The following is a 13,983-nucleotide window of genomic DNA, read 5'->3' as shown; positions in this document are numbered from 1 at the left end:
GTCCTTGGCTTACTTCCTCGGCAGGCCGAGCACGCGCTCGGCGATGATATTGCGCTGAATCTCGTTGGTACCCGCATAGATCGGCCCGGCCAACGAGAACTGGAAGCCACGGGACCAGTCTGAGTCCAGCTGGGCATCGGGTCCGAGCAGCTCCATCGCGGTCTCGTGCAACTCGATGTCGAGCTCGGACCAGTAGACCTTGTTCAGACTGGAACGCGCACCGGTCGGACGTTCCTCGACGATGTCGGTGACCTGCGCCAGGGTGAACTGCTGGTAGGCCTGCGCCTGCATCCAGCTGCGAACTACCCGATCGGTCAGTACCGGGGTGCTCGACTCCGGATTCGATGCCGCCAGCTCGACCAGCCGGTCGGCCGCCTGCAGGAACCGGCCGGGCGACCGCAGCGTCAGGCCACGCTCGGACCCGGTAGTCGCCATCGCCACCTTCCAGCCCTCGTTCAACCCGCCGAGCACCGCGCTGTCCGGGACGAACGCGTCAGTGAAGAAGACCTCGGCGAACCCCTCGTCGCCGTCCAACCGATCGAAGCCGCGGACGGTGACGCCCTCGGTGTCCAACGGAACCAGGAAGTACGTCAGCCCGTGGTGGCGCTGCGCCTGCGGATCGGTGCGGAACAGCCCGAACAGGTGCGTGCAGAACGCGCCGCGAGTGGTCCAGGTCTTCTGTCCCGACAGCCGCCAACCGCCGGCCTGCTCGTCCCGGACCGCCGCACTGCGGATCCCGGCGAGATCGCTGCCGGCACCCGGCTCCGACCAGCCCTGGCACCACAAGTCCTGCGCGGCCGCCATTCTCGGCAACAAGGTGTCCTGCTGCTGCCGGCTGCCGAAGGCGAAGAGGGTGGGAGCCAACAGGAAGATGCCGTTCTGGGTGACCCGCTGCGGAGCCCCGGCCCGGTAGTACTCCTCCTCGAAGATCAACCATTCCCAGAGCGAGGCGTCCCGCCCGCCATAGGCCTCCGGCCACGACACCACCGACCAGCGGTCCGCGTGCAGCGCCCGCTCCCACTCCAGGTGCGCCGCGAAACCCTCAGCGGTGTCACCGGACGGCAGCGGCCGGGCAGGAACATGCCCGGCGAGCCAGTCCCTGGCTTCGGCCCTGAAGGCCTGCTCGGAATCGCTCCAGCTCAGGTCCATCCGCGTCAGCCTTCCGTCCTGGCCGGCCGGTAGCGGCGCAGCTGTTCGCGCGCCACGGATCGGATGTGGACTTCGTCCGGCCCATCGGCGATGCCGAGAATCCTGGCGCTGGCCCACATCCGGGCGATCGGGAAGTCGTCGGTGACGCCCCCGCCGCCGTGCGCCTGGATCGAGCGGTCAAGGACCGTCCGTGCCACCCTGGGCGCCACCACCTTGATCGCGGCGATCTCGGTGGCCGCACCCTTGGGCCCGACCCGGTCGATCATCCAGGCGGTCTTCAGGACCAACAGCCTGGCCTGCTCGATCTCCATCCTGGATTCGGCGATCCAGGTCCTGACCACACCCTGATCGGAGATCGGGCCGCCGAACGCCTCCCGGCTCATCACCCGCTTGACCATCAGTTCCAGGCCGCGCTCGGCCATCCCGATGCAGCGCATGGCGTGGTGGATCCGGCCGGGGCCCAACCGGGCCTGGGCGATCGCGAAGCCTTCGCCCTCGCCGCCGAGCAGATTGCCGACCGGGACCCGCACGTCGGTGTAGCTGATCTCGCAGTGCCCCTGTTGGTCGTGGTAGCCGAAGATCGGCAGCGACCGGATGATCTCGACGCCGGGGGTGTCGATCGGGACCAGGATCATCGACTGCTGCCGGTAGGTGTCGGCGTTCGGATCCGATTTGCCCATCACCACGAGGATCTCGCAGCGAGGGTCGGCGGAACCGGTGGTCCACCACTTGCGCCCGTTGATCACATACTCGTCGCCGTCCCGGACGATCGAGGTGCGGATGTTGCGGGCGTCGGAGGACGCGACATCGGGTTCGGTCATCGAGAAGCCGGAACGGGTACGGCCGTCCAGCAGCGGTTCCAGCCAGCGCTTCTTCTGCTCGTCGGTGCCGAACAGGTGCAGCAACTCCATGTTCCCGGTGGACGGCGCCGAGCAATTCAGCGCTTCCGGCGCCAGGTACGGCGAGCGACCGGTGACCTCGGCGATGTAGCTGTACTGCAGGTTGGTCAGACCCGAGATGCTCGGCAGGAACAGGTTCCACAGACCGCGCCGTCGGGCCTCGACCTTGAGCTCTTCGACCACCGGCGGCAGCACATGGCTGCGTGGCCCGGCGGCCTCCAACTGCTCGGCATACACCGGCTCGGCCGGGTAGACATGCGTCTGCATGAAATCCTCGAGCTCGGCGAGAACCTCCAGGGTCCGCTCACCGGGGCCGAGATCCATCACTGCGTCGGGTGTCGTGCCCGCTGCTTGCTGATTCACTATTCCTCGATCCGCAGGGCGATCTTGCCGAGAGCCGCACGGCCCATCACCGCGGCCAGCGCCGCTGATGCATCGGCCAATGGATAGCTGCGACTGACCACCGGCCGCAGGCTGCCGGCGGTGAACAGCTCGAACAGGCGGGACATGTTGGCGGAGTTGGCTTCGGGTTCGCGCCCGGCCCACGCCCCCCAGAGCACACCAAGGGCGGCGCCCTCCTTGAGCAACAAACGGTTGAGACCCACCCGGGGGATGTCCCCCGAGGCGTAGCCGACGGTCAGGAACCGGCCGCCCCAGGCCAGCGACTTCACCGCGGCCTGCGCTGCGTCACCCCCGACCGGGTCGTACACCACGTCGACACCTTTCGGCGCCAGCTCCCTCAACCGGGCCGCGAGGTCCTGCGCGCGGTAGTCGATCAGTTCGTCGGCGCGGTGGTCGGCTGCCAATTGCAGCTTCTCCGGCGACGAGGCGGCGGCGATCACCCTGGCGCCCAGCGCCTTACCGATCTGGACAGCGGTGAGCCCGACGCCGCCGGAGGCGCCGAGCACCAGCAGGGTCTCGCCCGGCTGCAGGTTCGCCCGGTCCACCAGGCCGTGGTACGAGGTGCCGTACACAACGGGAACCGTTGCAGCGTCGACGATGTCGAGCTCATCGGGGATCCGGTGCACCTTGGTCGCGGCGACCGCGACCTGCTCGGCATAGCCGCCGAGGCCGCAGAAGGCGGTGACCCGGTCGCCCGGCGTGAGGCCGGTGACCCCCGCTCCGATTGTCCGGACGGTGCCGGCGACCTCGCAACCGGGAACGAACGGCGGCTCGTGTCTGGTCTGGTAGGTACCGGCGACGATCAGGCCGTCCGGGAAATTGACCCCGGCCGCCTGCACGTCGACCACCACCTCACCGTCGCCGGCGACCGGGTCGGTCAACACGGTTTCGGTCAGGTTCTCCGGGCCGCCAAGCGTGCGGCACTGCATGGCTTTCATCGGGTTGCGCCCATCAGTTGTCGGGCTGTTCGCCGGTGTCCGCCTGACCCGTGACGGCCTTGCTGGTGCCGGCGAATTCGTCGCGGATCCGGTCGGCGACGCCGGCCAGGTTCAGCTCGAAGGTGAAGCCCTGCTCGAAGCGGTAGCTGCGATTCACATCCACCGGGTCGATGCCGTTGAGCGACGCCTTGGCCGCGCGGATCACCGTCGGGTCCTTTTCGGCGATGTTGCCGGCCACCGCCAGCGCGGTGTCGCGCAGCTCCGCCTGCGGCACCACAGAATGCACCGAGCCGTAGGCGTGCAGTTCCTGGGCGGTGATGGTGGCGGCGGTATAGACCATGGCGCGCATCCGATGTTGCGGCACCAGTCGGGAAAGGTGGGTAGCGGCGCCGAGGGCACCCCGCTCGACCTCTGGCAGCCCGAAGGTGGCATCGTCGGCGGCGACGATCACGTCGGCGTTACCGGACAGGCCGATTCCGCCCCCGAGGCAGAAGCCGTTCACCGCAACGACAACCGGCACCGGACACTCGTAGACGGCCTTGAAGGCGGCGTAGCAGCCGTGGTTCGCGCCGAGCAGCGCGGTGAACCCGTCGGTGCGCTGCATCTCCTTGATGTCGACCCCGGCATTGAATCCGCGGCCCTCGGCGCGCAACACCACCGCGCGGACATCCGGGTTTGCTCCCGCGGCGTCCAGCGCCGCCGCCAGCGCGAACCAACCGGCGACCGGCAGCGCGTTGACCGGTGGATTGTCCATCACGATCTCGGCGACGCCGTTCGCAAGCACAGTCGTGGTGATCATGTCGGGGCCATCAGCCATGGGAGTTCTCCTGATCGGTACCGGGCTCCGGGACGACGAAGGTCGCCCAGACGGTGACGGCCTTGCCGCCGGTCTGCCGCAGGCAGGTCAGCTCGACGTCGACGCGCCGCTCACCATCCTGCAGGTACTGCTTGGTGACTTCACCACTGCAGGTGAGGGTGTCGCCGGGCCAGACCTGCTCGAGGAAGCGGATCCGGAAGTTGCGCACGTTCTCGGCGCCGAGCCAGTCGGTGGCGTACGTGCCCAGCAGGCTTGCCTGCCACATGCCGACGGCGAACGGCGTCGGGAAGCCGGCGCCCTTGGCGAACTCCTCGTCGTGGTGGATCGGGTTCATGTCGCCCGAGGCGCCCTGGTAGCGAACGAAGTCGGTGCGGGTCGCCGGGCCGACCACCCACGCCGCCGGTGCCGACGGAACGGCGAACTCCGCCGAAGCGGCGGGGTCCGCGGTCTCAGGGCTCACGGTCTGGTCGCTCACGAATCCTCCCCTGAGGTCGCATCCTCGGCCGGTGGCCGAGCAGTCTCGACGCCGGTCATCTTGGCCTGGGCCACCAGCTTTCCGTCCTCGTCGTGGAAGTCGGTGGTCATCACCACGAAGGTCATCTCGCCGCCGCGGCGGCCTTGCTTGGTGAAGTAGTCGCTGATCCGCGACCGGCAGGTCAGCTTCTGTCCGGCCCGCGGCGGTGGCCCGAAGAAGGTGTACTCCTGCTCGGCGTGCAGGCCACGCTGCTGGTCGAGTTCCACCGTCGGCCACGGGTTGGAGTCGCCATCGTGCCAGAAGAACGTTGTCGTCAGGAAAGTCGGTGGGCTCACCGGGTTCTCGGTGCCCAGGTAGGCCGGGTTCTCCGACCCGGTGGCCCGGGCGAACTCGCGGATCTTGCCGCGTTCGATGTCCATCCGGAAGTCGGTGCCCTCGTTGCCGAGGGAATCGGGGTTGGCCATCAGGCCTCCTTTCGGGTTGACCTCAGGGTTACGGGTGCTGGCTGCTGACGGACACGACTTCGCCGGTCATGTACGACGAGTAGTCACTGGCCAGGAAGACCATCACGTTCGCGATCTCCCAGGGCTCGGCCGGCCGGCCGAACGCCTCCCTGGCCGACAGTTCGGCGAGCAGGTCGTCGGTCGTCACCTTGGCCAGGTGGGCGTGCATGGCGATGCTCGGCGAAACGGCGTTCACCCGGATCCCGTGCGGCGCAACGTCCAGCGCGGTGCACCGGGTCAGCGCCATCACTCCGGCCTTCGCGGCGGCGTAGTGGGCCTGTCCCGCCTGGGCACGCCAGCCGATCACCGAGGCATTGTTGATGATCACCCCGCGGCCCGCCGGGATCATGTGCCGCAGCACCGAGCGAGTCGTCTTGAACGTCGACGTCAGCGTCACCGCCAGCACCGAGTCCCACTGCTCATCGGTCATCTCGTCGACCGGGGCGGTGCCGCCCAGCCCGGCGTTGTTCACCAGTACGTCGATCCCGCCGAGCTCACCGGCGACGGTGTCCATCAAGTTGTCGACCTGGCCCTGGTCGGTCACGTCACAGGGAACGGCCAGCGGCCGGGTACCGGTCAGCTCGGCCAGCCGGTCGGCGGCTTCGCCGAGCCGGCGCTCGTGCCGGTCGCTGATCGCGATCGTCGCGCCCTCCTCGGCGCACCGGCGGGCCGTCGAGTAGCCGATGCCGGTGCCGGCGGCGGCGGTCACCAGCACGGTGCGGCCGACCAGCAGACCGTGTGCCGGTCCGGCCCACTTACTGGCGACCCGCGGATCTGCCGGCAGGTTGCCGGCGGTTGCGTCAGACACGATTTCGCAGCTCCTCGTCGATCTCGGCGACCGTCCAACGGCGGCCGTGGTCAATGGTCCAGTCGTAGCTCCACGGCGCGAACCGACGAATTTCGCCGCCCTTGGCGTAGTACACCTCACCGGTCACCGGGCAGTCGGCCGTCAACAACCAGGCGACCAGTGGCGAGACGTTGCCCGGGTGGTAGACGTCGAACTCGTCGGGGTCGGCCGGCGCCGCGACCAGTTCACCGATCTTGGGCAGGTTCTCCGTCATCCGGGTCCTGGCGACCGGCGTCACCCCGTTGACCCGCACCCCGTAGCGACCCAGCTCCTGGGCGAGAATCACGGTGAGCGAGGCGATCGCCGCCTTGGCGGCGCCGTAGTTGGTCTGACCGACCGCGCCGATCAGGCCGGAGGTCGACGGCATGTTCACGATCGAGGCGGCCGGCTGCCGGCCGGCCTTCGACTCGGTGCGCCAGTATTCGCTGAACACCCGACTCGGGGCGAACGTGGCCCGGAGCTGGCCACGGATCACCGCGTCCCAGTCCTGTTCGCTCATGTTCACGAACATCTTGTCCCGCAAGATGCCGGCGTTGTTCACCAGGCCGGTCACGGCGCCGAACTGGGCGACCGCGAGGTCGAGCAGCTCGTGAGCGACACCGGTCTCCGCTGCGTCACCGACGTGGGCAACGGCCTTGCCGCCGGCGGCCACGATCTCGTCGACCACCGCTGCGGCAAGGCTCGGGTCGGCGCCGGTGCCATCGGCGGCCGAGCCGTTGTCGTTCACCACGACCGCGGCGCCCTCGGCGGCCGCCAGTAGGGCGTGTTCACGCCCCATGCCGCGGCCGGCGCCGGTCACCACGACGACCCTGTCGTTCAGCGAACTCACGGTGGTTCCTCCTGTTTCGTTGCCCTGCGGCAGGTCAGTGGTGTGCGCCGGAGGCCGGCGTCAGCCGTCCGAGCACGGCGGTGGCCTCGGCGATGATGCGATTGATCAGTTCGGCGCAGCTCGGGATGTCGTCGATCAGCCCGACCACCTGTCCGGTGGCCATCACCCCGACGTCGGTCCGGCCCTCGAGCAGGGCCGACCGGTAGAGCATGGGGGCATTGGCGGCCATCACCATCTGGCTCCAGGTCAGGCCCTGGTTCTTCCGCATGGCCAGGCCCTCGGAGATCATGCCCTTCCAGCTGACGTCCGAGATCCGGTGGAACGCAACGGCATTGCGGGCGGCCCTGATCAGACGTCCCGGTTTGCTGCTGGATTCCAACTTGTCGACGGTGCCGGCCCGCAGCACCCGCTGCGGTACCCCGTCGACCTCGACGGTCAGCACTGTGTCGTTGACCGTCTTGGACAGGTAGACCTGTTTGACCGCGTCGGCCACCGGCGAGTCGCTGGTCAGCAGGAACCTGGTACCCATCGCGATACCGGCCGCGCCGTAGGCCAGCGCGGCCACCAGGCCGCGCCCGTCGAAGAAGCCGCCGGCGCCGATCACCGGAATGTCGACGGCGTCGACCACCTGCGGCAGCAGCAGGCTGGTCGGCACCCCACCGGTGTGCCCGCCGCCCTCGCCGCCCTGCACGATCACCGCGTCGGCGCCCCAGCCCGCCACCTTCTCGGCGTGCCGCCGGGCACCGATCGAGGGGACGACGACCAGGCCGGCGTCCTTGCACTTGGCGATCAGCTTCTCCTTGGGCGCCAAGGCGAACGACGCGACCTTGACCTCCGCGGAGATGAGCAGGTCGATCCGCTTCTCGACATCGGACTGGTCGGCGCGGATGTTCACCCCGAACGGCTTGTCGGTGCCGGCCTTGATCTTGTCGATCGCCGCCACCAACTCGCCGTAGGACAGCAGCCCGGCCGACAGGATGCCGAGCCCGCCGGCATTCGCCGTGGCCGTGGTGAGCGCCGCGTCGGAGACGTATCCCATGCCGGTCTGCACGATCGGGTATTGCACACCGAAGAGCTCACACGCCCTGGTGCGCAACGCGTCCGGGAGGTCGCCGACAACGCCCGCCGGCACCGCCTGCCCGGTCACCCGGATACTTCCTTGTCCCGCAAGCCCTTCGGATCCAGCACCTCGCGGATCAGCCTCAGCTCCTCGGCGGTCGGCTGCCGGGTCTCGGGGACGTCACCGTCGATCACCAGGTCGAAGCCGGTGGCCTGCTGCACCTGCTCCACCGTCACCCCCGGGTGGACCGAGGCCAGCCGCAGCCGGCCGTCATCGGCGAAGTCGAGGACCGCGAGGTTCGTCAGCACCCCCCGCAGGTCGTGGTAACGCTGGGCCGCCGGGCCGGCCTCGGCCGCCCGATCGTTGCCGACGCCGGACACCATGTCGACGTTCGGCACGAACACCCGGCTCGAGTGCTTGGGCACCCAGTAGCTGGTGGGGTGGCTGACCGTGTTGCCCGGTCCGCCGCGGACGCCCAGCAGCTGCACCTTCGGCTTGCTGTACTCACCGATCGCGGAGATGTTGGTGTTGGCGTACGCATCGACCTGCGACGGGATCATCACCACGTGCCGCTTGCCGTACCAGACCAGGTCGAAGATGGTGCGGAACGGCGTCCAGGCTTCGACGTCGCCCTGCGGCTTCTTGCCGACCGGGTTGGTGCCCCGCAGCATGTAGGCCTCCCCGTCGGAGATCAGCAGGTCCGGCGAGAAGGTCTCGCGGGCCAGCCGGACGCCGATCGCCGGAATGGTGCCGAAGGCGCTGGCGATCATCTCGCCGTTGTCCCGGAACAGATCGGCCGCGGCCGCCACGCACACCTCGGCGCGGGTGGCCGGAGCATCGGTGGTGGATTCCGGCGCGGACGTCGTCGTGCTGGTCATGCCGACACCTCCTCATGGCGCGCCGACACGGCGGCCTGATACTCGGACTCTGGCACAGCCAGGTACTTCCGCTCGAACTCCCGCCACGTTTCGGCGTCACCGGCGGCCTTCACATACTCCCGCTGGAACTGCTCGTCCCGCTCGTAGTCGGGAACGCAGGAGGTGAAGTGCGCGCCGCCGGGCGCCTCGACAACGCCGCTGACGACGACCCGGTTGATCCGCAGCGTCGCCGGATGGTGGTTCTCGGTGAGCTCGGCGGTGGGCACGATCTTCTCGCACGAGACGAACGCCTGGTCGGCGGCCATGCAATACAGATCATCGAAGTACGGGTCCGGTCCGAGGAACTGGGCGTTACCGTGCTGGTCGGCCCGGTTCATGTGCACCAGCGCCGCGTCCAGGTGGATCGCCGGCATCGCGACGGTGGTGTCGCCACCATAGGGGTCGGCAACCGTCCGCAGGTCCGGGTTGTACTTCATGACGTCGGAGCCGAGACCGGCCCGGGTCGGCAGGAACGGGAGTTTGATGCCGGCGGCGTACAGGCCCCACTGGAGCATGCCCTCGTCGTACTCGGCGACCTCGATGGCCCCGGACTGCCGAGCGGCCCGGAAGTGCGGGTCGAGGGCGATCGAGTCCAGCGAGACGAAGCCGAAGACCACCTTCTTGACCTTGCCGGCCGCGCACAGGAGTCCGACGTCGGGCCCGCCGTAGGAGACGACCGTCAGATCCTTGAGATCGGAGCGCAGGATCTCCCGTACCAGCGACATCGGTTTGCGCCGGGAGCCCCAACCGCCGATGCCGATGGTCATCCCGGACTCGAGCCGGGAGATCACCTCAGCGGCGCCGATTGTCTTATCGACCATGATCCACGTTCCCCGTTCTCGTGCTCTTGTTGCCAGACGTAGCAAGCGCTTGGTTGGTACGGTAGCAGGCGTGGGAGCGGCGTCAAGGTGTACGAGTGTGACGATCGCCCCGCCGTGACCCGAGGAGTCCCGATGGCCCAACAATCGATATCCCCGTCGCCACGGACGGTGACCGAGGACCGGCACGGCGCCGTCGCCGTGCTGACGATCGACCGCCCGCACGTCCGTAACGCCCTCGACGGCGCCACCCTGCATGCGCTGTTCGAGCATTTGACGGTGCTCGGCGCCGACCCGTCGGTGCGCGCGATCGTGCTGACCGCGACCGGCGACAAGGCATTCAGCGCCGGACTCGACCTCAAGGCGCTGGCCACCGACGGACTGCCGGAGCTGGCCACCAGGCCGGTGAATCTGCTGCGGGACGGCCGGTTCGGCACACCGGTGATCGCGGCCGTGAACGGCGCCGCGATCGGCGGCGGGTTCGAGCTGGTGCTGGCCTGCGACCTGCGGGTGGCGGCCGAGCACGCGGTGTTCGCGCTGCCGGAGGTGAGCCGCGGCATCGCCGCCAGCGAGGGCGGCACCGACCTCCCGCTGCAGCTGCCACTCGCAGTGGCGCTGGAGATCGGCCTGGCCGGCGAACCGCTGACCGCCCAACGGGCGCTGCAGTTGGGCCTGGTGAACCGGGTCCTGCCGGCCGAGCAGGTGCTGCCGGCCGCCGTCGAACTGGCGGAGCGGATCGCCGGCCACTCGCCGGCCGCGGTGGCAGCGACCAAGGAGCTGATGTACCGCTCGCTCACCGACGGTGTCGACGAGCGACGGGCGGCGAACCGGGCGGCCACCGAGCGACTGCTGGCCGGACCGGACGCCGCCGAGGGCGCCGCCGCCTTCGTGGAGAAGCGTCAGCCCCGATGGGCCGACCCGGTGGTGGCGTCTTCGATCTGCTGAGCCGTCCGCAGCAGCAGCCCTTCGGCGCCGGCACCGCCGATCAGCTGTAGCGATGCCGGGAGGTCCGTGCCGACCACGGGTACCGGCATGGCCAGCGCGGGGAACCCGCCAGGTTGACCGGCATGGTGCGGGCGAAGGTGCCCCAGTCGATGGTCTCCGCATCGTCGAGCAACGCGGGCGCGGTGGACAGGGTCGGAACGCAGAGCAGGTCGACCTCCTCCAGCAGGCGGTTGAGCCGGGCGATCCAGTACCGCCGGAACCGGTGCGCCCGCCCTACCTCGGATGACGAAATCCGGCCGCCGGCCACCAATTGCGCCGTGAGGAGCGGACTCACGCCGTCCGGGTGCGCGGCCAGCAGGTGCTGATGGTTGTGCCATGCCTCGGTGATGAGGATGGTGTAGGTCGCCTCGTGTGCGGCCGACCAGTCGTCGAGCTCGACGTCGCGCACCACCATCCCGGACGCAGCGAGCGCATCGTCGACGGCCGCGTCGATCCAGCGATCATTGCCGCTCAATCGGATCCGGCCAACAGAACGGCTGCCCGCGGCCGGGATCGAGAACCCGGGCTCCAGCAACGCCATTCCGGCTGCCAGGTCGGAGCTCGTACGCGCCATCACCCCCACGACGTCCAACGTCTGGCTCAACGGATGGACGCCGTCGGTGGGGACCCGACCGATACTCGTCTTCAGGCCGGCGATCCCGCAGCAGGCGGCAGGTATCCGGACCGAACCGCCGGTGTCGGTCCCGAACCCGATGTCGGCCGACCCGGTGGCGACGGCCACTGCCGACCCTGATGACGAGCCGCCCGGGATGCGGCCGGGATACCGAGGATTCTGCGGAGTCCCGGTCCAGGGATTGATCCCGGTCGCACCGGCAGCCAGTTCGTCCATGACGGTACGGCCGATGATCTGCGCGGTGCCGGATGCCTGTGCCCGGCGGACACCGGCCAGGCAGGCGGCGTCGGCCGGCGCGGGGGCCGCCGACTCCATCACGGCCCGGCAGCCGGCGCCGGTGATCTCACCGGCCATGTCGAAGTTGTCCTTCACCGCGACCAGCAGCCCGGCATCCGGAGCCGGGTACCGACGCGTGAACACGTCGCTGCCGGGGGTCATGTCGACGGGAGCCGGGCGCGCCGCAGTCCGGCCATGGACCAGCGGGTGTTCGCCATCGTGACCACCGTCAGCGACCGGGATCCGGCTGGTAGCGCAGCAAGGTGACGCCCCCAGGCTGGTCGCAGAACACCGGCCGTACCCGCATCCCGACGCTCAGCTCCGCCGGGTCGACGTCGACCAGTTCGGTGGACAGCCGCGGCCCCTCGTCCCACTGCACGATCGCCAGCAGCTGCGGCACCGCATCGGCCCACGGCGGCGCAGTCGGCCGGTCGGCGACGGTGTAGGTGTAGAGCGTCCCGGCGCCGGAGATCTCGCGCCACTGCAGATCGTCGGCCAGCGTGCCGGGTGCCAGCAGTCGTGGATAGAAGACGTACTCGCCGCCGGAGGGCGAGTACTGGATCCGGATCCGGTGGGAGGCAAGGGCGTCCCAGAACGGCCGGGAGACCGGCGTCGGGTCCGGCAGCGGCTTGGGCTCGCGCTCGCGCTCGATGGCGGTGTGCGCTGCGGTGTCGGTCATGGCGACTCCTCGCTGCGGCCGTTCCGATGATTCCTCATTGTCCCTGCAGGATGAGTGCGACCTGCTCGCTCATGATTCCGCCGTTGCCGCTGACGAAGGCGATGTCGCAGTCGGCCACCTGGGCACGGCCGGCCCGGCCCATGATCTGCCGGGTGGCGTCGCAGACATGGTGCATGCCACCGGCCATCCCCACCTGACCGTAGGACAGTTGGCCGCCGGCGGTGTTCACCGGGAAGTCGCCGGCGTAGGTCAGGTCGCGCTCGGTGACCCAGCGCATGCCGGTCCCTTTTTCGCAGAACCCGGCGTCCTCCAGGCTCATCAGCACGGTGATGGTGTAGCAGTCGTAGATCGAGGCCATGTCGATGTCGGACCGCTCGATCCCGGCCATTCCGAACGCCTGATCGGCGGCGGCCGCGATCGGGGTGCGCAGCAGATCCGGTGCGTAGGTAGGGGTCTTGAACTCGACGTGTTCGCCGAATCCCTTGATCCAGACCGGTCGGTGCTTCGACCGGCCGGCCAGCTCGGCGTTCGCGATGAGTACCCCGTTGCCGCCGTGGCAGCGCATCACCATCTCCAGCATGTGCAGCGGGTCGGCGATCATCGGGCTGGCCAGCACGTCGTCGATGGTGATCGGCTTACCGGCGAAGACCGCGCCAACGGTGGCGCAGGCGTTCTGCCGTTGATCGGCGGCGATCTTCGCGGTGGCCCGCGGGTCGTAGCCGAACTCCGCCGCGTAACGTCGGGCGATCTGCGCATAGGGACCGTTCTGACCCACGTTCCCGTAAGGGATCTCGAATTCCGCCTGCGGTGATCCGTAGTTGCCGCTGGAGGCGCCGAGCCAGCCGGGACCGGACGAGAATCCGTTCGCGACGTTGCCCGCTCGACCGGATCTGGGCACGTTCTGCGAATCCGGCAGCACGGCCAGCACCGCGTCACAGACACCCAGTTCGATCGCCGCGGCGGCCCGCCAGATCATCCCGGCCGCACTCGCCCCGCCGAGATCGACCACCTCACCGAAGTTGATCGGTAGACCGAGATATTCGGCCAGGGTCGCCGGCACCAGTTTGTCGGACTCGGCCAGGCCCGAGGCGACCAAGCCGTTCACCCGGCCGGCGGGCAGGCCCGCATCGGCGATCGCCGCTGCCGCCAGACTCGCCCACTGGTCCAGCATGGTCATCGGCGGACGGGTGGTTCGGCGCTCGGCGGGGAGCTCGACGAAGCCGACGATCGCGGCTTCTCCCTTGAGTCCCATAGGTTTCCTCCACATCTGTAACGGTGGCGAACCGGTCAGCCTCGACGCGGCAGTCGGACCGTCGCCGTACCCGGCATCAAGACCTGTCCGTCACCCTTGAGCCCGGTGATCTCCAGATCGACCAGACCTGTTGCGGGGCCGGCGGTATCGGCCCCGATTTCGGCTCGGACCGCGGTGACGACACCGCGGAACCGCAGTTCGTCACCCGGGAAGGCGCTGGCCCGGTTCTGTACGGCGTAGTTGACCAGGGTCCCCGCACTGCCGATCCAGTCGGTGACGGCCCTGGCCAGCAGCGCCGCCTGCAGCGGCCCCTGCACCACGATGTCGGGGTAACCCTCGACCTCCTTCGCCCACTGTCGGTCGTAGTGGATGCGGTGCCCGTTGTAGGTGGCCGCGCTGAAGAAGAACATCTGGGTCGGGTCGACGGTCACGGTCAGGGTGGGGATCTCGTCGCCGACGTTGACGTCATCGAAGTGCACCTGCGGTGGTGTGCTGGTCATGTCC

At 69.1% G+C, this 13,983-nt stretch carries 16 protein-coding genes; 1 reads left to right on the top strand and 15 read right to left on the bottom strand.

The genetic code is table 11. The features are described 5' to 3' along the window. Positions 1–9: 9 nt before the first annotated feature. The 11 genes from K340_RS0108910 to K340_RS0108860 all read right to left on the bottom strand — a co-directional run bounded on the left by K340_RS0108910 (position 10) and on the right by K340_RS0108860 (position 9,657). Positions 10–1,149 carry an acyl-CoA dehydrogenase family protein gene (locus K340_RS0108910; protein WP_029136467.1) on the bottom strand — a complete coding sequence of 380 codons (1,140 nt, stop codon included), beginning with the start codon at positions 1,147–1,149 and terminating at the stop codon, positions 10–12. Between the two features lie 5 nt (positions 1,150–1,154). Then, positions 1,155–2,372 (bottom strand): acyl-CoA dehydrogenase family protein, encoded by a 1,218-nt coding sequence (locus K340_RS0108905; RefSeq protein WP_029136466.1) that lies wholly within the window; start codon positions 2,370–2,372, stop codon positions 1,155–1,157. A gap of 38 nt (positions 2,373–2,410) precedes the next feature. Beyond that, positions 2,411–3,388, bottom strand: a complete 978-nt coding sequence (locus K340_RS0108900; RefSeq protein WP_029136465.1) for an NADPH:quinone oxidoreductase family protein — start codon at positions 3,386–3,388, stop codon at positions 2,411–2,413. 13 nt (positions 3,389–3,401) lie between these two features. Next, entirely contained in the window at positions 3,402–4,205 is an 804-nt protein-coding gene (locus K340_RS28565; RefSeq protein WP_245599505.1) for an enoyl-CoA hydratase family protein, read from the bottom strand. Beyond that, positions 4,198–4,596 carry a MaoC/PaaZ C-terminal domain-containing protein gene (locus K340_RS28560; protein ID WP_051265695.1) on the bottom strand — a complete coding sequence of 133 codons (399 nt, stop codon included), beginning with the start codon at positions 4,594–4,596 and terminating at the stop codon, positions 4,198–4,200. Before K340_RS28560 ends, K340_RS28565 begins: the two co-directional genes overlap by 8 nt. 80 nt (positions 4,597–4,676) lie before the next feature. Beyond that, positions 4,677–5,144 carry an FAS1-like dehydratase domain-containing protein gene (locus tag K340_RS0108885; RefSeq protein WP_029136464.1) on the bottom strand — a complete coding sequence of 156 codons (468 nt, stop codon included), beginning with the start codon at positions 5,142–5,144 and terminating at the stop codon, positions 4,677–4,679. Between the two features lie 28 nt (positions 5,145–5,172). Next, positions 5,173–5,967, bottom strand: coding sequence for an SDR family oxidoreductase (locus K340_RS0108880; RefSeq protein ID WP_029136463.1), 795 nt, complete (start codon positions 5,965–5,967; stop codon positions 5,173–5,175). A gap of 16 nt (positions 5,968–5,983) precedes the next feature. Then, positions 5,984–6,859, bottom strand: a complete 876-nt coding sequence (locus K340_RS0108875; protein ID WP_029136462.1) for an SDR family NAD(P)-dependent oxidoreductase — start codon at positions 6,857–6,859, stop codon at positions 5,984–5,986. Between the two features lie 34 nt (positions 6,860–6,893). After that, positions 6,894–8,006, bottom strand: a complete 1,113-nt coding sequence (locus K340_RS0108870) for an NAD(P)H-dependent flavin oxidoreductase (protein WP_029136461.1) — start codon at positions 8,004–8,006, stop codon at positions 6,894–6,896. After that, a complete protein-coding gene (locus K340_RS0108865) occupies positions 8,003–8,797 on the bottom strand; it encodes a CoA-transferase subunit beta (RefSeq protein ID WP_029136460.1) in 795 nt (264 codons plus the stop codon). Before K340_RS0108865 ends, K340_RS0108870 begins: the two co-directional genes overlap by 4 nt. Continuing rightward, a complete protein-coding gene (locus K340_RS0108860) occupies positions 8,794–9,657 on the bottom strand; it encodes a CoA transferase subunit A (RefSeq protein WP_029136459.1) in 864 nt (287 codons plus the stop codon). The genes K340_RS0108865 and K340_RS0108860 overlap by 4 nt, the downstream gene beginning before the upstream one ends. A gap of 132 nt (positions 9,658–9,789) precedes the next feature. Between K340_RS0108860 and K340_RS0108855 the strand changes: the two genes are divergently transcribed. After that, on the top strand, positions 9,790–10,599 hold the full coding sequence (locus tag K340_RS0108855; RefSeq protein WP_029136458.1) for an enoyl-CoA hydratase/isomerase family protein: 810 nt from the start codon (positions 9,790–9,792) through the stop codon (positions 10,597–10,599). A gap of 40 nt (positions 10,600–10,639) precedes the next feature. On the opposite strand, the gene K340_RS37275 is transcribed toward K340_RS0108855, so the two are convergent. The 4 genes from K340_RS37275 to K340_RS0108835 all read right to left on the bottom strand — a co-directional run bounded on the left by K340_RS37275 (position 10,640) and on the right by K340_RS0108835 (position 13,979). Then, positions 10,640–11,710, bottom strand: a complete 1,071-nt coding sequence (locus K340_RS37275) for an amidase (protein WP_051265546.1) — start codon at positions 11,708–11,710, stop codon at positions 10,640–10,642. 67 nt (positions 11,711–11,777) lie between these two features. After that, entirely contained in the window at positions 11,778–12,227 is a 450-nt protein-coding gene (locus tag K340_RS0108845) for a Zn-ribbon domain-containing OB-fold protein (RefSeq protein WP_051265542.1), read from the bottom strand. A gap of 34 nt (positions 12,228–12,261) precedes the next feature. Beyond that, a complete protein-coding gene (locus K340_RS0108840; RefSeq protein WP_029136456.1) occupies positions 12,262–13,479 on the bottom strand; it encodes a thiolase family protein in 1,218 nt (405 codons plus the stop codon). A 35-nt stretch (positions 13,480–13,514) separates the two neighbouring features. After that, complete coding sequence (locus tag K340_RS0108835; RefSeq protein ID WP_029136455.1) at positions 13,515–13,979, bottom strand: MaoC/PaaZ C-terminal domain-containing protein; 465 nt, start codon at positions 13,977–13,979, stop codon at positions 13,515–13,517. Between the last annotated feature and the right edge of the window lie 4 nt (positions 13,980–13,983).

The organism is Nakamurella lactea DSM 19367, from assembly GCF_000426645.1.
In the GTDB taxonomy this organism is placed as follows: domain Bacteria; phylum Actinomycetota; class Actinomycetes; order Mycobacteriales; family Nakamurellaceae; genus Nakamurella; species Nakamurella lactea.
Note: the sequence above shows the minus strand (reverse complement) of the source record. Positions and strands in the feature narration are given on the sequence as shown.